Origin of the sequence: Natronomonas marina (assembly GCF_024298905.1) — an archaeon.
GTDB classification, from domain to species: Archaea; Halobacteriota; Halobacteria; order Halobacteriales; family Haloarculaceae; genus Natronomonas; species Natronomonas marina.
Genome location: NZ_CP101154.1, coordinates 319953 through 337087, shown reverse-complemented (window position 1 = coordinate 337087; position 17135 = coordinate 319953). Strand labels below are relative to the sequence as shown.

18 protein-coding genes and 1 tRNA gene are annotated in these 17135 nt (G+C 68.0%); 11 read left to right on the top strand and 8 right to left on the bottom strand.

The genetic code is table 11. From position 1 onward, the window contains the following. Positions 1 to 235 precede the first annotated feature (235 nt). The 3 genes from NLF94_RS01760 to NLF94_RS01750 form a co-directional block, all read right to left on the bottom strand. Positions 236 to 1558 carry an MFS transporter gene (locus NLF94_RS01760; RefSeq protein WP_254839736.1) on the bottom strand — a complete coding sequence of 441 codons (1323 nt, stop codon included), beginning with the start codon at positions 1556 to 1558 and terminating at the stop codon, positions 236 to 238. 110 nt (positions 1559 to 1668) lie between these two features. Further along, positions 1669 to 2577 carry a DUF7351 domain-containing protein gene (locus NLF94_RS01755; protein ID WP_254839735.1) on the bottom strand — a complete coding sequence of 303 codons (909 nt, stop codon included), beginning with the start codon at positions 2575 to 2577 and terminating at the stop codon, positions 1669 to 1671. An 824-nt stretch (positions 2578 to 3401) separates the two neighbouring features. Next, positions 3402 to 3474, bottom strand: a tRNA-Arg gene (locus NLF94_RS01750). Between the two features lie 91 nt (positions 3475 to 3565). Here NLF94_RS01750 and NLF94_RS01745 point away from each other — a divergent pair. After that, positions 3566 to 3814, top strand: coding sequence for a DUF8015 family protein (locus NLF94_RS01745; protein WP_254839734.1), 249 nt, complete (start codon positions 3566 to 3568; stop codon positions 3812 to 3814). Position 3815: 1 nt separating this feature from the next. Here the strand turns inward: NLF94_RS01745 and NLF94_RS01740 are convergent, their stop codons facing one another. After that, entirely contained in the window at positions 3816 to 4397 is a 582-nt protein-coding gene (locus NLF94_RS01740; RefSeq protein WP_254839733.1) for a 2Fe-2S iron-sulfur cluster-binding protein, read from the bottom strand. Positions 4398 to 4769: 372 nt separating this feature from the next. Between NLF94_RS01740 and NLF94_RS01735 the strand changes: the two genes are divergently transcribed. From NLF94_RS01735 to NLF94_RS01700, 8 genes are all read left to right on the top strand, one after another. Then, the gene (locus NLF94_RS01735) at positions 4770 to 5729 is read left to right on the top strand and encodes a glutathione S-transferase family protein (RefSeq protein WP_254841390.1); all 960 of its coding nucleotides are present in this window, start codon (positions 4770 to 4772) and stop codon (positions 5727 to 5729) included. A gap of 77 nt (positions 5730 to 5806) precedes the next feature. Further along, complete coding sequence (locus tag NLF94_RS01730) at positions 5807 to 5959, top strand: hypothetical protein (protein ID WP_254839732.1); 153 nt, start codon at positions 5807 to 5809, stop codon at positions 5957 to 5959. A 147-nt stretch (positions 5960 to 6106) separates the two neighbouring features. Then, complete coding sequence (locus NLF94_RS01725; protein ID WP_254839731.1) at positions 6107 to 7201, top strand: DUF7350 domain-containing protein; 1095 nt, start codon at positions 6107 to 6109, stop codon at positions 7199 to 7201. Continuing rightward, a complete protein-coding gene (locus tag NLF94_RS01720; RefSeq protein WP_254839730.1) occupies positions 7202 to 8182 on the top strand; it encodes a DUF7282 domain-containing protein in 981 nt (326 codons plus the stop codon). 103 nt (positions 8183 to 8285) lie between these two features. Further along, positions 8286 to 8588: a DUF7471 family protein gene (locus tag NLF94_RS01715; protein WP_254839729.1), complete on the top strand. Its 303-nt coding sequence runs from the start codon at positions 8286 to 8288 to the stop codon at positions 8586 to 8588. After that, complete coding sequence (locus NLF94_RS01710) at positions 8585 to 9085, top strand: winged helix-turn-helix transcriptional regulator (protein ID WP_254839728.1); 501 nt, start codon at positions 8585 to 8587, stop codon at positions 9083 to 9085. The genes NLF94_RS01715 and NLF94_RS01710 overlap by 4 nt, the downstream gene beginning before the upstream one ends. Before the next feature lie 52 nt (positions 9086 to 9137). Further along, positions 9138 to 10223, top strand: coding sequence for a DUF7350 domain-containing protein (locus NLF94_RS01705; protein WP_254839727.1), 1086 nt, complete (start codon positions 9138 to 9140; stop codon positions 10221 to 10223). Between the two features lie 122 nt (positions 10224 to 10345). After that, a complete protein-coding gene (locus NLF94_RS01700; protein WP_254839726.1) occupies positions 10346 to 11050 on the top strand; it encodes a CAP domain-containing protein in 705 nt (234 codons plus the stop codon). Positions 11051 to 11054: 4 nt separating this feature from the next. Here NLF94_RS01700 and NLF94_RS01695 read toward each other — a convergent pair whose 3' ends face one another. Both NLF94_RS01695 and NLF94_RS01690 read right to left on the bottom strand, forming a co-directional pair. Next, positions 11055 to 11510: a zinc-ribbon domain and TM2 domain-containing protein gene (locus NLF94_RS01695; RefSeq protein ID WP_254839725.1), complete on the bottom strand. Its 456-nt coding sequence runs from the start codon at positions 11508 to 11510 to the stop codon at positions 11055 to 11057. Positions 11511 to 11541: 31 nt separating this feature from the next. Then, entirely contained in the window at positions 11542 to 12027 is a 486-nt protein-coding gene (locus tag NLF94_RS01690) for a DUF2085 domain-containing protein (protein WP_254839724.1), read from the bottom strand. A 94-nt stretch (positions 12028 to 12121) separates the two neighbouring features. Here NLF94_RS01690 and NLF94_RS01685 point away from each other — a divergent pair, with 94 nt between their 5' ends. Then, on the top strand, positions 12122 to 13402 hold the full coding sequence (locus tag NLF94_RS01685) for a PQQ-dependent sugar dehydrogenase (RefSeq protein WP_254839723.1): 1281 nt from the start codon (positions 12122 to 12124) through the stop codon (positions 13400 to 13402). A 30-nt stretch (positions 13403 to 13432) separates the two neighbouring features. Here the strand turns inward: NLF94_RS01685 and NLF94_RS01680 are convergent, their stop codons facing one another. Continuing rightward, the gene (locus tag NLF94_RS01680; RefSeq protein WP_254839722.1) at positions 13433 to 14602 is read right to left on the bottom strand and encodes an MFS transporter; all 1170 of its coding nucleotides are present in this window, start codon (positions 14600 to 14602) and stop codon (positions 13433 to 13435) included. A gap of 215 nt (positions 14603 to 14817) precedes the next feature. Further along, a complete protein-coding gene (locus NLF94_RS01675) occupies positions 14818 to 16140 on the bottom strand; it encodes an RNA-guided endonuclease InsQ/TnpB family protein (RefSeq protein ID WP_254839721.1) in 1323 nt (440 codons plus the stop codon). 159 nt (positions 16141 to 16299) lie between these two features. On the opposite strand from NLF94_RS01675, the gene NLF94_RS01670 reads away from it, so the two are divergent. Beyond that, positions 16300 to 17109 carry a TrmB family transcriptional regulator gene (locus NLF94_RS01670; RefSeq protein ID WP_254839720.1) on the top strand — a complete coding sequence of 270 codons (810 nt, stop codon included), beginning with the start codon at positions 16300 to 16302 and terminating at the stop codon, positions 17107 to 17109. Positions 17110 to 17135 lie beyond the last annotated feature (26 nt).

The window sequence follows — 17135 nt, the reverse complement described above, 5'->3', positions numbered from 1 at the left end:
GGTTCGATACGTGCGTCTCGTGACGAGCGTATCCGCATTTCTTCCTTTTGTTTTGTCTACTGTTGTTTGATATTTTTTATTGAATGAGTTTTCATATCAATTCTAACTCTTTTGTACTTTATTTTTGAATAATCATCACTACGAGGGTTCCACCGGTATCCAGACCCTATTCTCGTCTCCGTCCGTGCGATCCCCCGAGGAACTTAGAGCAATATTTTTATTTTCTTTTAATTATTTATTTTCTAGATGTAGATGTGCGTTCGGACTCGAAGCTGCTCCTCCGGACGACGGGGCGAACGTCGGCGGAGAGGGGACCTGGAGGGCGTCGGCCGCCACAGAGGCAGGTAGTCAGTCGTCGGCCCCCGTCTCGGACAGGGTCGTCCGGGCGTCCGGTGCCGGTCGCACTGGTGCTGTCGTTACCCACAACAGAACCGCGGCGGCGGCGACGACCATCCCGGCACGCGGCAGGAACGAGAGCGGCCCGAGCGCCCCCCGCGACGGGACCGAAGACGGCGGCGCTAGCGCCGCTAGCGAGCGTCAACACCATCGACACGCCCGACAACATCGTCGCTCGGCGGTCCCCGTCGAGGCGGTCGTTGAGGTACTGATTCCGGAGCGGGCCGACGACCCGTGCCAACACCCGGCGGAGGTAGACCACCGGGACCACGAACGCCGGCAGGACCGCGACGAGACCGTAAGCGACCCCGACGAGGGGCGCAAGCAGCAGAAAGAACCGCTTCGCGCCGAGGGAGTCCTGTAGCCATCCGGTCGTCGACGTCCCGGCCGCCGAGACCAGCTGGAACGACGCGTAGAGCGCACCGAATCCGGCCAGGGGAACGCCGGCGGCCGTCAGTGCCGGCTGTTCGAGCCACCGGGTCACCGACAGCAGGGCGTTGAACAGCGCCGTGTAGACGACCAGCCACCGAATCTCCGGCCGGGCGGCCTGGGCGCCCAGCAGTCGGACCGTCCCCCGGATCGAGGCGACGGTTTCGGACTCCCCGCGAGTCGACGGCAGCGCGACCAGCACGGGGAGTCCGGCCCCACTCAACAGCGCGTTCGCCAGGAACGGCAGCGCGGGGTCGACCCAGTACAGCGGCGTGGCGGCCAGCGCGCCGGCGGCCGATGTCAGGAGCGAGACCGTCTCGCTGCGGCCGCTCGCGCGGGCGAATTCGTCGATCGTTCCCCCGTCGCGTTCGTTGAGCAGGTCGTACAGCCACGCCTCGCCGGCCGCGGAGTGGAAGGCGTAACCGACGCCCCACACCGCGAACAGGGCGACCACCTGGATTTCGCTACCGACGACGGCGTAGAGACCGAACACGACCGCAGCGAGCAGATTGCCAACCGCGAGACTTGCCCGTCGGCCGACACGGTCGCCGACGTACCCCGCCGGAATCTCGGCAACGACCATCGTGAACAGAAACGCCGCGTTGGCGAGACCGAAGGTTGCCTCGCCGTACCCCTGCTGGAGCAGATACACGTAGGCGTAGGGCATCCAGAACCCGTTCGCGGTGGTGGCCCGGTAGGCGTAGTAGCGGCGAATCGTTCGTCCGTTGTCCATCACTGACAGAATGGAAACCCGCTACGCGAATCAGTTCTCGGAGAACGTAATTTCTGTACGAAAGGTTTCAGAACGGCGTTTCTCAAGGAAATGTGATAGGTATCGGCGGGTCAGTCGTCGGCAACCGGGTCCACCGAGCAGTCGACGACATCGAGATCGCCGTCGAACTCGACCGTACAGACGTCGCCGTCCGCCCGGAACGCGACCCGATATCGGAACGGGTCCTCCGAGACGAGGGTGGCGTGGCGGTCAGTCACCGCCTGCTCGACCGCCCAGTAGGGCCGCTTGAGGAGCGCCGATTCCCGCTCGCGGAGGAACGACTCGACGTCGTCGTGCCACAGCGCCAGCGTTCCGAAGTAGGAGACGACCCGGCGGTCGCAGACCGCACAGTCGAACACCGCCTGCACGTCGATGTCGAGGGTGTCCCGGATGGGTCTGCTGCGGCCCGGTTCCATCGGCCCGCTACAGACGGGACAGAGCCCGCCCTTCGCCTGCTCGACCCGCGTCCGTGCCCACAGTTCGTAGGCGTCGACGAACTCCAAAGGCTCCCGTCCGCGGGCGGCGCTGGGCGGCACCCCGACGTTCAGCACCCTGTTGTCGCACTCGCGGCAGTCGATGCGGAACCGGCCGCCGACGTACTCCCCGCGGAGGTCGGCGGCGCCGCAGTCGTAGCAGGTCCCCCGGACGTCGAAGTCCTCCATCTCGGTGTCCTCGGTGTAGAGACCGGCGTTGACCGCCCGAGCGATGCGCTCGCCGGCCTGGGTCAGTCGGTAGCCGTCCTCGGACTTCCGGACGTAGTGGGGGACGAGTTGCTGGCGGTGGTAGTTGAACTGGCCCGTGTCGTCGACCTCGACACGGTCGTACAGCTCCGAGAAGGGGACGGCGTTGCCCCGACCGGCCTCCCAGAGCACCCGGACGATGTCGAGACGCAACGAATCGCCCAGAAGCGAGAAGGCCTCCGCAGCGTCCGGGCGGTCGGCGTCGGGATAGCTGTCGAACTCCTCGCGGCGGTCGGTCATTGCCGAACGTATCCGGTCCCTCGCTAATAATCCTGGGCCGTCATCGGAGGCGGTTGCGAGCGCGAAACGGGATCGAACGGCATCCCCGCTGCCACGGCGTGGATCGGCCACCCCGGAGTGGTTCGACGCGCCCGGACGTCCGGACGAGGACGTTCGGTGTTCGGCCGTGTGTCAAAAATATCATTCTCTTGTGTATAATCTATTCTTTATATTTCGAACACCGAATGTCGTCCGAAACGAGCCCGCGAGGAACCCACGGTCGATCGACGGCACCCCGGACCGAATCGCTGTTGGGGGAACGACGACTCGAGCCAGCACCGATTAACCCCATCTCGTTCGATTGAATCACAAATATAGATCATATATTAAATCTTTAGACCTTATTTTATGATAACCGACTTTTGTTGCGGGCGCAGTGTCGAGGAGAGTCGAGCTCCCCGGAGGGGACTCGATACCCTCGTACCTCGACGAACGAACCTCCGCTGAATTGCCGGAAAATCTAAACGAAGTTATAAACATAATTTTTATTATTATCCGTTAGTGTTTGTTTTCTTATTTTTCTCGTGGAATCAGCGAGAACGAAACGGCGGCGCCGGTCTTCCTCCCACAGTAGAGTCGTACCCGACGTACTATCGTCGGGAGAACGTGTGCGTCCCCGGTTCGGAGCCAGGCGGCCCCCGCCAGGGGACCGCAGGCCGACACGACGTTCGCACCCCCGAAACACCCAAATAGGCGGTACAGAGAGCACAGCCGGCGTTCTCCGGGAATTCAGTGAACTGAACGGGGATACCGTTTGCTCTCCGCGTCCGTTCGTCGCAAAACAGCGAGCCCGACGGGATTTGAACCCGCGACATCTTGGTCCGGAACCAAGCACTCTGTCCACTGAGCTACGGGCTCTCACACGGTAGTACCCCGGGCGACGGTTTAACCGTTGTGACACGCGGGCGACGACCCCGGCAGTTATCCCGCGTCACTCCGTAGTACACGCATGGGATACACTCTGAAATACTACGACCTGGTGCTGGTGGGAATCATCGCGCCGCTCGGGGTCGGGGGTGCGGTGGGGGCGCTGACGGCCGTCGCGATGCCCGTCGCCATCGTCGCGCTCGGTGCGGTCTCGGTCGGGGTCATGGGACACGCGCTGTTCGTCAACGGGCCGGTCGACCGCCCCGCGGACCTGACCCAGGAGGTAGAGGACGGGCCCGTCAAGCCGGAGAAGATACCGCTCGTGGAGTGACTCAGGGCGACTCGCCGGTCTCCAGCGTGAGGTCGGCGGTCGGGTAGGCGACGCAGGTGAGCGTGTAGCCCTCGTCGAGTTCGGGCTCGCCGAGCATCTGGTTGGTGTGGTGTTCGACGTAGTCCTCGGCGTTGCCGCCGTCGGTGATGTGCCCCGAACAGGAGATGCACTGGCCCTCCCGGCAAGCGTAGGGAAGGTCCCAGCCCTCGTCTTCGCCCGCCTCCAAGAGCGTCTCGTTCTCCTTGACCTCGATGGTCGTGCCCTCCTTGACGTACTCGACCTCGAAGACCTCGGCCTCGTCGTCGGGGATGGCGGCGGGGCTGTCGTCGCCCGCGGCCTCCTCGGCGAGTTCGCCCTCACCCTCGCCCTCGGCACCGCCGACGGCGGCGACCGCGCCGCCACCGCCGATGGTCCGGTTGGACGGCTCCGGGAAGTCCGTCTCCGGGACCGACTCCGCACGCTTCTCGACGACCTCCTGGGAGATGTCCTCGCGGAGTTGCCACTCCGACCCCTCCGAGAAGTGCAGGACGACCGCAACCAGCGTCAGCACCGCCCCGCCGACGATACCCACTGTCGTGACCATGCCCGTGGTTGGTACAGCCCCCTCAATAGCGTTGTGATTCGACGTTTTTTCGTGGGAGGCCTCGGCGAGCGGCTTTGCCGCTCGCCTCGACCCCCCACAAAAAACGTCCTCAGAAACGCACGGCGTTTCTGATGGGTTGCCGAAGACGCCCCACGTCTTCCGAACGTCGACGAAAAAGCACTCGCTCGGGCCTGCGGCCCTCGCTCGTGTGCGACGACGGCCTGCCCTGCCTGGAGACCGTTACCATGAGACGTCTGCAGTGAGACCGTTACCACGGAACGGCGGTTTCCTCTCCGGAGAGCCACCTCGGTCCCGGCAAGCCCGCGTCACCGCCGGGCAGCATATCCGGTGAGAGCACGAACGGCGGGTATGGTGAACCAGTTCGTCGACGGCGAGTGGGTGACCGACTACGACCCGACCAACGAGGACGGCGAGTTCGACCGCCAGCCGACCTCCTTCCGGGACACCGTCGCCCCCGAGGACGTCGAGGCCGGGCGCTATCACCTCTACGTCTCCTACGCCTGTCCGTGGGCCCACCGGACGCTCGTCACCCGGAAGCTCCTTGGACTTGAGGACGCCATCACGGTCGACGTGGTCGACCCCTACCGCGAGGAGGGCGGCTGGCAGTTCACGCCCGACAAGGAGGGCTGCACCGCCGACTCCGTCCACGGCTCCGACTACCTCCGGGAGGTGTACGTCGAGGCCGACCCCGACTACACCGGCCGCGTGACGGTGCCGGTCCTGTGGGACCGCGAGGAAGAGACCATCGTCAACAACGAGTCCCGCGAGGTGATGCGAATCCTGACCGACCGCTTCGCCGAGTTGGGCAACGGCGTCGAGTTGGCGCCGCCGGCACTCCGCGACGACGTCGACCGGATACTCGACGAGATATACGAACCCATCAACAACGGCGTCTACCGGGCCGGGTTCGCGGAGACCCAGGAGGCCTACGACGGGGCCGTCACGGAACTGTTCGACGCCCTGGACCGCTGGAACGAGACCCTGGCCGACCAGCGGTACCTCGCGGGCGAGCGCCTCACCGAGGCCGACATCGCCATGTACACCACGCTGGTCCGCTTCGACGAGGTCTACCACACCCACTTCATGTGCAACCACAACCTCGTCCGGGAGTACGAGCACCTGTGGCCGTACCTGCGGGACCTGTACGGAACGGCGGGCTTCGGCGAGACGACCCACATGGACCACATCACCGAGCACTACTACACCACCCACCCGGACGTGAGCCCCAAGCGCATCGTCCCCGTCGGCCCCAATCCCGACTTCGAGGCACCCCACGACCGGGCCGAACTCCCGGGCGAACCGCCGGTGTAGGCGGCCAGCGACCGGACGGGCAGATACGGCCGTCGCCGTTACGCCTATGTGTGTGGATGGTATACACACCCATGAGTATGCCTGACACGAAGCGAGGCCGCGAACGGAAGGGGCAGACGAAGCGCCAGCAGCGCCGCGAGCACGAGATCGAGCGCGCGCTCGAGGCACGCGACCGCAGCCTCGACTTCGAGGAACTGTACGAGGGAGAGGAAATCGAACTCGAAATCTGAGGCCCCAATCCCGACACTCCTCCGGTTTTCGACGGCCGTCGAGCCGCGGCACCGCGGACCGTCGGCCCCGATTTGGGAGACAATCAGGCCGCGCACTAGAGCCGTAGACCAGAAACAATAGGGAGTACCCGACCAACGGGTGGTCCAATGCGACGTCGCAACTTCATCGGCGCCGGAGCGGGCGCCCTCTCGATGGCCGCACTCGCCGGCTGTTTCGGCGGCTCCGGCGGAAACGGGTCGGGCGGCGACGGGAGTCCGACCGGCACCGACGGGGGAGAACCGAACCCGACGACGAGCGAGGGGCTCCACGACGGGGTCTACGTCCAGCAGTTCACCGACGGGATGGCGATGCAGGGGGCCACCGACGCCGGCGACCTCAGGGTCGCGGTGATGTACTCGGCGCCCCACCAGTTCTGGCGGATGGTCGGCGACGAGCGCGAGGTCGAACCCGTCGAGAGCGGCGACTCGCTGCACCTGATGGCGACGGTCTGGGAGCCGGAGACGGGGACCGTCGTCCCGGAGACGGGGCTGTCGGTCGAGATCGCACCCGAGGGCGGGGGCTTCGACGAGCAGGTCATCTACCCGATGCTCTCACAGCCGATGGGCTTTCACTACGGCGCGAACTTCGAACTCCAGGGTGACGGCGAGTACGCGGTCCGGGTCAGCGTCGGCGGGGTCAACATCCGTCGGACGGGCGCCTTCGAGGGGTGGTTCGAGGACCCGGCCTCGGGAACGGTCGAACTCGTCTTCGACGAGGAGACCCGCCAGGAAGTCTCCGACGGGACGCGGGAACTCGACAGCTACGGCGAACCCGGCGCCCTCGAGCCGATGGACATGATGATGCCGGACGGCGTCGCGCCGCCGGTCGACTCGATGCCGGGCGACCACCTCGGGACCCAGCGGACCGACGACGCCGTGTTGCCCGCCCTCGCAGTCCGGGAGAACCCGCCGGTCGGCGATGGGGCCTACCTCTACGTCTCCGCCCGCACCCCCCACAACGAGTACGTCCTCCCCGCGGCGGGCTTCGAGGCGACCGTCGACCGCGGCGGCGAGACGGTCTTCGAGGGGCCCCTCGAGCGGACGCTCGACCCCGAGTTGAAGTACCACTACGGGGCCGCCGTCGACACAATCGAGGGTGGCGACGAGGTGACCGTCAAGCCGGTGACGCCGCCACAGGTCGCCCGCCACCAGGGATACGAACTCGCGTTCAACGACATGGAACCCGTCACCTACACCGTATAGATGGCCCGTCCTGCTCCGACCGCGGTGGCGGCTGCCCTCGCCGTCGTCGTCCTCCTCGGCGTCGCGGTCGCTCCGGTCGCCGCCCACGTCAACCACGTCGAGGCCGACGACCAGCGCTCGGCCGACGGGACGCTGCTCGTCGAGTGGGAGTTCGTCGGCACCGACGGCTGGGTCGTCGTCCGGGCCGACGACGGCGGCGACCCCGGCGAGGTGCTGGGCCACCGCCGGGTCACCCCCGAGACCGCCTTCCGGACCGACACCACGGTCGCCATCGACGACGGGAAGTGGGCCGACATCGAGGGGAGCCGCGAGGTCTGGGTGGTTCTCCACCGCGAGGAGGGCGGCGAGGGGTTCGACGTCGAGGAGGACCCGATGCAGACGGGCTTCTCCGGCGACCCTGCGGGCACGCGGCTGACCGTCGAGAAGGCCGACGGTGCGACCAGCGTCGCCGCCCAGGGGTTCGACGCCGAGACCGTGACCGACGGCACCGCCACGGTTCGGCGGGTCGAACTCGCAGCCGACGGCCATCTTGCCGTCCACGCCGTCGACGGTGACATCGCCGGGAACGTCGAGGATGGCGACGTCGGCGAGCCGGTCGGCTCGGTAGCGCTGTCGGCGGGCGTCCACGAGAACGTCACCGTTGAACTCGACGAATCGTTCCTCGCGGACGCCGACAGCGAGGAGCTACTGGCGGCGGTCGCCTACGCCGGCGGCGACGGCTTCGGTGCCGACTCGACGGCGCCGGTGACGGCCGGCGACTCGCTCGTGAGCACGACCTTCGGCGCCGAGTTCCGGGGGCCGGCAACGGGACCGACGCCGACGCCGACCGCCGAGGAGTCGTCCATCGTCAACACGCCGGAGCCGACGGCGACGCCGGCCACGACCCCGACCGGAACCGACGGCAGCGGCGCGGGGGTCGGCGCCGTCGGTGCCGCCCTCGCGCTCGCGGGCGCCCTCCTCGCGGCACGTCGGTACGGTTGACGCTCGTCGCGGGTCGACGCGGCCGACGCTCACCGCAACCCATTTGCGCCTCACGGCCCTACGTCCGTCGACTTCGACGGATCGACGCCAGGAGAACCCACCAATGTACGACCTCACGCTCGGTACGCTGCTCGTCGTCGGCGCGCTCGGCGCCGCCGGAATACTCGGGCTCGCGCTGGCGGCGCTGGCCCAGCGCCGCTCGTGGCCCTACCTGCTGGTCGCGCTGGCGCTCGGGACGCTGTTCGTCAGGTTCGTCGCCGGCGTCGGCTACATGCAGGGCAGCCTCGCCGCCGACACCCACCACCTGCTGGAGCACGGTCTCGACGTGGCGATGGCGGCGCTGGTCATCGCGGCGGTCGCGTTCGCCCGGGACGTCTCCTCGCCGACAGGGGGGGAGACCCGGTGAGCGACGTCAGAGCGCGCATCGAGCGCCGCGTCCACGAGGACCCCGGCATACACTTCAACGAACTGGTCCGCGAGCTGGACCTCGCCGCGGGACAGGTCCAGTACCACGTCAGGCGGCTCACCGACGGCGGGAGCGTCGCCGCCGCCGAACTGTTCGGCCGGACCCACTACTACCCACCCGAGTACGACGAGTGGGAGCGGCGGGCGCTGGCGCTGCTGCGCCGGGAGACGAGCGCCGAGATCGTCGCGACGCTGCTCGACGAGGGCCCCTCGCGGCCGGTCGACGTCGCCGAGCGGGTCGGCATCGCCCGGAGCACGCTCGCGTGGCACACCGACCGCCTCGTCGGGGCCGGCCTCGTCGAGAAGCGCTACGACGGCCACCAGCTCGTCGTCGCCGACGAGCGCCGCACCGCCGAACTGCTGGAGACGGCCGACCCCTCGCTGCCGGAGCGGCTCGTCGACCGGTTCACCCGCCTCGTCGACGCGCTGCTGGAGTGATTCGACGGCCGGACCAAAAGCCCGAGGTAGGGCAAGGACCGAGGGACAGGTGATGAAGCGTCGCGACTACCTCCACGCCACCCTGGCCGTCGGCGCCGTCGGCGGCGTCGCCGGCTGTACCGACCTGATCGAGACCCGCGAGGTCCGCTCCGAACCCGCAATCGTCGAGGACCGACCGGCCGCCGTCTACCACCCGACCCACGTCGACGGGATGAAGATGGTCGGCACGACCGAGACCGACGACGGCGAGTACGCCGTCGGTCTCACCTACACCTATCCGCACCGCTTCTGGCGCGTCGACGGTTCGACCGAGAGCGTCGAGGAGGCGACGCTCGAACCCTCCGAGGAGGGCGACGACGTCCACCTGATGTCGCTCGTGTGGGACCCCGAGACCGGCCGGACGCTCCCCGAGTCCGGCGTCAGCGTCGGCATCTCGAAAGGCGGCGATCCCCTCGACGAGCAGGTCATCTACCCGATGCTCTCCCCGCGGATGGGCTTTCACTACGGCGCGAACTTCGAACTCGACGGCGACGGCGACTACGAGGTGACCGTCGACATCGGCGGGACCTCGGTCCGGCGGACGGGCGCCTACCAGGGGCGGTTCGGCGAGGCCGCGACCGCGACCGTCCCCTTCGAGTACAGCGCCGACGCCCGCAGCGAGATCTCCGTCGACCGGACGCCCGAGAAGGCCGGCGAACCCGCCGTCCCGTCGGTGATGGGGATGATGGACGTCCCGCTGGGGGTCGCGCCCGACCCCGGTTCGATGCCCGGCCAGCACCGCGGCACCGCCGAGAGCGGCGACGCTCGACTGGCGGTCGTGACGCTCGAATCTCCGCCCGAGGGCGTCGACGGCGAGGGCGCCTACCTCGCCGTCTCGGCGCGGACGCCGTACAACCAGCTTCTGCTGCCGATGATGCAACTGGAGGCGACCCTCGCACGCGGCGGCGAGACGGTCTTCGACGGGCGACTCACCCGCACCTTCGACGACCGCCTGAACTACCACTACGGGGCCGCCGTCGACCCCGTCGAGAGCGGCGACGAGTTGACCGTCCGGGTGCGCACCGACCCGCAGGTGGCCCGCCACGAGGGCTACGAGACGGCCTTCCTCGACATGCCCGAGGCGACCATGACGCTGTAGGTTCGCGGCGCCGACCCCCGACCGGAACGGTGGCGCCTGCCTCCCGACGCCGACCGCCGGCCCGGTGGCCGCGTCCGACCCCCCGACGCCGTCGTTTTGTGGCTCCGGCCCGTAGGAGGGCCGTGACCACCGACTGCGTCGTCTGCGGGCGGGACGCGGCGGTCAGCGACGCCTGTCCCCACTGCGGGGCGGCCTGCTGTGCCGACCACCGGTCCCCGGACGCCCACGACTGTCCGGGGACCGACGCGGGCGCGACCGGCGGGTGGCGACTCGACCTCGACGGCACCGGGACCGACCGGCCGCCGGAGCGCCCGCTGTCGACGCTGTTCCGCCCCGGTCTCGGGCTGGCACTCGTGACGCTCGTCCTCGTCGTCGCGGCGGTCGGGGCCGTCGCCTACGTCGGGCCGCTGGACGGCGGTCTCGACGCCGGTGCCGTCGAGGACCGCGTCGCCGAGCGGACCGACGAGGAGCGCCGCGCCGCCGGCGCCGGGGGCGTCGAGCGCGATCCCGACCTCGCGGCCGTCGCTCGGGCCCACAGCCGCGACATGCGCGACCGCGGCTTCGTCGATCACACCAACCCCGACGGCGAGGGCCCGAACGACCGCGCCGAGGCCGCCGGTTTCGACTGCACCGTCGGCGAGAACATCTACCAGACGCCCCGCGGCGCGCTGGCCAGTTCCGAGCGCGCCTTCGCCGACCACGTCGTCCGGTCGTGGCTGGACTCGCCCGGCCACCGCGAGACGCTCCTGACCGAGCGGTACACGAGACAGGGCGTCGGCGTCGCCGTCGGCGAGGAGGCCGTCTACGTGACCCAGTTGTTCTGTTGAGCGGTCAGTCGACGTACTTCTCCTGGAACTCCGCGTCGGTCTTGGTGAGATAGAGGATGCCCTCGATGAGACCGACGATGGCGGGGATGCCCGTCCAGAAGAAACAGAGGTAGAGGACGCCCAGCCCGGTGTCGCCGAGGTAGAACTTGTGGACGCCGGCCCACCCGAGCAGGATGGCGAGCACGCCCGCCGTCACCCGGTCCTTCGACCCGTCGACGTCGCCACCCGGCGGCGACTTCCGGACGCCGCACTCCGGACAGATCTCGGCTTTCTCCAGGATTATCTCGCCGCAGTTCGGGCAGTACTGCTCGTCAGGCCCGGGCGTTCGCGTGGCCGCGTCGCCGGCACCGCTCCCGATTGGGTCGACCGGTTCCGTGTCGGCGCCTCCCTCGGTACTGTCGGCCGGTTCGGTGTCGGCGTCCGCCTCGCCGGAGTCGGGGTCGCTTCCCTCGTTCGACATACGTGAATCTGGGCCACGAACGCACTAATAGCTACCTCTCACCGATCCGGGAGGACCGCGGCCCGTCGGCCTCCGCGTCGAGCGCCCGGTGGACGGCCAGTAGCGCGGCCGCCGCGGCCCCGTAGGCGACGCCGACGGCCAGCACCCGGAAGTCACCCGCACCGACGAGCAGACCGAGACCGACCCCGTAGCCGTACCCGAGCGCGGCGCCCGTGGCCGTCCTGACGGGATTGTGCCCTCGCCGGTCGGTGAACGCGGTGGCCGCCCAGTCGACGAGCGCCGGCAGGGGCAACAGCGCGACCAGGGCGAGACCGGTCGCGGCCGGCGGGCCGACGGCGTGGGCTACGATGCCGGCGGCGATGCCGGGGTAGATTCCCGAACAACGAGCACAGAGTCGGACCCGGCGGCCGAAGAGGACCGGCGCGTAACAGCGGTCGAACTCGTGGGGTTCGTGGTGCGACAGGAGGTACCGGCGGGTCTCGGCCAGCGCCTCGCGGACCTCCGCCCGGTCGATCATCGGCGGCGGTAGGCGCTCCCGGCGGAAGTATCCCCCGCCGACCGGCGAACCCGTCAGTGGTCAACCATTTCCGTTCGCGTCCCCACGCCCGGATATGGACCGCCCGACACGACGCTCGCTGCTGGCGAGTGGCGCCGCCGGCCTGGCCGCGGTAGCCGGCTGTCTCGCGGGGTCGCCCGACCAGCGCCCGACCGCCGAGGGGACCGGCTCGTGGCCGGAGACGCCGACGTGGGAGCCGGCGTCGGGGTCGCCCCGCGACGCCGAGGTCGCGGCGGTGACGGCCGTCCGGAACCTCTCGGTCCCCTGGGACCTGGCGTTCGCCGACGGGGACGCCTACCTCACCGAGCGGACGGGCCCGCTGCTGCGGTTCGACGCGGCGACGCTCCGCGACGGGACCGACGAACCGGTCGAGACCGCGACGACGGTGCTGCGGGGGAGCGAACTGCCGGACCGGACCGGTCCCGGCGAGGGCGGCACTCTCGGGGTCGCAATCCACCCCGACTACCCCGACCCCAGGGTCGTCTTCGTCTACTACACTGCCGCCGACGACCTGCGCAACCGGGTAGTGCGATACGACGTCGACGCCGACGAGCTGACGACGGTCGTCGACGGGATTCCAGCCGCAAAGTGGCACAACGGCGGCCGGATAACCGTCGGTCCGGAGGGACACCTGTGGGTGCTGACCGGCGACGCCCGGGAGGGCGCCCGGGCCCAGGACCCGGAATCGCTGGCCGGGGGCGTCCTCCGGGTGACCCTGGAGGGCGAGCCGGCGCCGGACAACCCGGACTTCGGGGCCGGCGCGGACCCGCGGCTCTACACCGTCGGCCACCGGAACCCGCAGGGGATCTCCTTCACGTCGGACGGCGAACCGCTCCTCGCCGAGCACGGCCCCTCGGCCCGCGACGAGGTGTCGGCGCTGCGGCCGGGGCACAACTACGGGTGGAACGTCTCCCGCGGCGACGGTGGCATCCGGTACGAGTCCTACGCCGACAACGAGGCGTTCACGCCGCCGCTCGTCAACACCGGCGAGGCGACGTGGGCGCCCTCGGGGACGACCTTCTACACGGGCGAGGCCGTCCCGGCGTGGCGAAACCGGCTGTTCGTCGCCGGCCTCCGCTCGCAGACCCTCTATGCGGTGACGCTCTCCCGCGACGGCGGACCGGACGGCGGCCGCCGGTTCGGCGCCGACTGGCTGGACGACCGCTACACCGCGACCGCCCACGAGTTCTACGCCGGCGAGTACGGCCGCCTCCGGCACGTCCAGCAGGGGCCCGACGGCGCGCTGTATCTCCTGACCTCGAACCGGGACGGCCGCGTCGCCCAGGAGTTCCCGAAGGAGACCGACGACCGGGTCGTCCGAGTGGAGCCGCGGTAGCGCGGCCGCTGTCGCCGTTCGGTCGGTCCGTCACCGACCGACCGCCAGCAGGATGGCGGCGGCCGCGACGAGCAGCGCCGCGAGGGCGGCGAAGGCGACGGCGAAGTTCAGCCAGTCGGCGACGACGCCGACGAAGGCCGGCCCGAGGCTGCCGATGCCGAGGAAGAAGGTTCGTGCGGCCCCGAGGTCGGCACCGGCGTCGGCGTCCGGTGCGGCGTCCAGCAGGATGGCGTCGATGACGGGGAACTGCGCCTTGTACCCGAAGGCGAACACGACGATGGCGGCCGCGACGGCCACAAGGGAGTCGGCGACGACGACGGCGGCCAGCGCGGCCGCTGCCAGGAGGAGTCCGGCGACGGCGACGGTGCGGCGGCGGAACCGGTCGCTGAGGGCGCCGGAGGCCGGCTTGACCGCCAGCCCGAACGCGAAAAGCAGCGCGAACGCGCCGCTGGCCAGCGCCGGCGAGAAGTCCTTGACGACCCGGAGGTACTCGGGCAGGAAGTTGAGGACGCCGTTGACCATGAAGTAAAAACAGACGAAGGCGACGATGGTCCAGCGCTGTCGCGGCGTCGCAAGCAGGCGCCGGAGCGTCGCTATCGACTCCAGTTCCGAGCGGCGGACGACGTACGGTTCGCGGTTCCAGGCGACGAAAACGACGAGCAGGACGAACAGGAGGACGGCGACGGGCGCGAAGACGACCCGCCAGGAGGCGACGGCGATGGCGACGACGGCCGCCCCCGACGCGAGGACGCCGCCGAGGTCGGTCCCGGCGCTGAACACGCCCAGCGCCCGGCCGCGGCGCTCGACGAACAGGTCCGACAGCAGCGCACGCGAGGGGATGGCGTACAGCCCCTTCCCGACGCCGAAGACGGCCATCCCGGCCAGCAGTGTCCACAGCCCCACCGCCCCGCCGAGGAGCAGACAGCCGACCCCGAGAACGACGAAGGACGGAGCCAGAAGCGTCGCCCGACTCCACTCGTCGGAGAGGCGGCCGCTGGGGTACTGGAAGACCGCGTAGACGCCCTGCAGGACGGTCAGTGCGACGCCCGCGTCGGCCAGCGACAGCCCCAGATCCGCCCGGATCTCCGGCAACAGCGGTGGCACGGCGAATCGGGCAAGCTGTAGCGCCGCCCACGCCAGCGCCGTCACCGCCAACATCCGTCCGGTGTAGCCGCCGAGCAACCGCTCGTCGTCGGGCACGTTCGAACTCCCGTGGGGGGTGTACTTCGTTGTACGGATATTCGATCGAGCCGCGCCCACGGCCCGACCGGGAATGAACGGACGGCACGGACGCCGAAGTGGTTGGGGACTCTGACGCCCGCGCCGGCTGTGCCTACGCTCACCACCTGTTTGAATCTTTTGTGAAAATCCGAGTCAACAACTTCCCGGTGAATACTTAGGCTACGTTTTGTGAACTACCCCTGCCTACTCGCCGCCTTCGGCGGCTCCTTGAGGCAGGGGCTTCCTGTTTCAACGACGCGCTTTGGAGACACCTCATCGGCTGTCGCCTCAGTCTCCCCAGGGAGCGCAGTCTCCGCAGGCGTTGTTGATTCGGCCATGCCCTGACCTACTGTCTGCATAGTTGTTTCAACTCCAATTTTCTCCACCCCCAGACGCTTGATTTCTAAGGCTGCATTGTAGTCCCTGTCAGCTTCGAACCCACACGAGGGGCACGAGTGTTCACGCACCCAGAGAGGTTTCTCCGTCTCACAGCCACACTGTGAGCAGCGTTTCGTCGTGCCTTCCGGTGGCACTTCGATCACGTGACACCCGTTTTTCTTCCCGTGGCGTTTGAATGCCTGAATCGTTTGCCGCCACGACATCGCTGCGATGGTCCGACTGTTCCCATCATCTTCTGTCATCGCTTTCACGTCCAGATCTTCGAGGAACACTGCGTCGTACCGAGTCGTGTATTCGTGGGCGAGCTTCTCCCGGTAATCTTCACGACGGTTCTGCACCCGGTCGTATGCCTGAGCGAGTTGCTGCCGGGCTTGCTCCCAGTTGTTCGACCCGCGGTCTTTCCGGGAGAGAGCACGGTGTCGGCGGTCAATACGGTCGCGGTCACGCTGCTCATCAAGTGATTCGAACGACCGACCGTCTGAGTCGTGAATGAACTTCGTGATGCCGAGATCAATCCCGACTGTATCTGCCGGGTCAATATCCTCGACAGCCGGTTTCTCCGGGTAGCCGGGTTCGTACTCGACGACGATGCTGACAGTCCAATCACCGGTTTTCTCTTTTTTCAGGATGACTTGTGTGATGTCTCCGTCGTCGGGGAGTGGGCGGTGGTAGGTGAGGTGGAAGTCACCGATTTTCGAGAAGTTCACAATCGCGTGATCCGTCCGGTCCGTGTTATGATCCACGTCGAAACCGGATTGGTTGTACACGATGCTGCGGAACTCTCGCGGGGGCTTCCACTTCATCCGCCCAACGTCGTACCCTTGGTCTTGCAGAGACTCAAGCACTGTTTCACTTTGCTTGATGCGCCGGATAGCCATTTGCAGGCACTTGGAATACACATCCTTCCACTCCGGCCACTGTTCTTTCCACCCGGTTGGGCCAGTGAGTTTGTTCTGCATCTCCGTGTACGACGGTTTATTGGAGTCCGGGCGTGGCCGGTATTCTTGTGTGAGAGCGTGGTTGTACACTTCCCGACACGTCTGAATATCGCCCCATGCAGCCGTGGCTGTCTCGGCGTCTTCCGGCGTTGCAGCGTACTTGAACGTCTCCTTAACCACTACTGACTTATTGGGTTACCTATCACTTGAACATTCGGGAACTAAAGGAGCGCACGGCTGTATCCCCGCCCTACTCGCTCCCGGTGGTCGCTCCTTGAGGACGGGGACTTAGCCTGCAAAAGTTAATACTATCGGGGCACAACGCCATACGCAATTTCGATGGTTGGGGACACACCGGAGGGTTCGCCCCTCCAACGTGCGGTCGGGCAGTTGCAGCAACTCGGGCTGAAACAGTACGAGGCGAAGTGTTTCGTCTCGCTGACGAGCCGGTCCAGCGGCACCGCCAGGGAGATAAGCGACCACGTCGGCGTGCCGCGAACCCGCGTCTACGAGGCCGTTCGCGTCCTCGAGAAGGAAGGGCTCGTCGAGGTGCAACACTCCTCGCCACAGCGGTTCCGTGCCATCCCGATCGGGGAGGCCGTCGAGATCCTCCAGCGCCGCTACGAGTCGAGGATCGAGTCCCTCGAGGCGGCGCTGGAGGAACTCGACGCCGACGGCGACGGCGGCGACGAGCCGCTGGATCAGGAGGTGTGGGCCCTCTCGGAGAAGGAGGCGATCCGGACACGGACCCGCGAACTCGTCGGCGACGCCGACGACAGCGTCAGGCTCGTTCTCGGGACCGAGGACGTGCTGACCGACGGGCTGTTGGCGGCTCTGGAGGCGGCGGGCGAGCGGGGCGTCGACGTCGTCGTCGGCGCCGTCCCCGAGAGCCTCGCGGCGACCCTCGAAGGGCGGCTCGACGACCCGGAGGTCTTCGAGTCCCGGTTCCCGTGGCTACAGGCGGCCGGTGACGGAGCGGACGTCGACATCGGACGGGTCCTGCTCGTCGACGACGAGAGCGTCCTCGCAAGCACGGTCGGAACGCACGACGAGGACCGACGGGAGCGGGCCGTCTGCGGCAACGGCTGTGGCAACAGCCTCGTCTTCGTCTTCGATCGACTCCTCGCTGCCGGCATCGAGTCGGGATGACCCAGGGGCGACACCGTTAGGGCGGT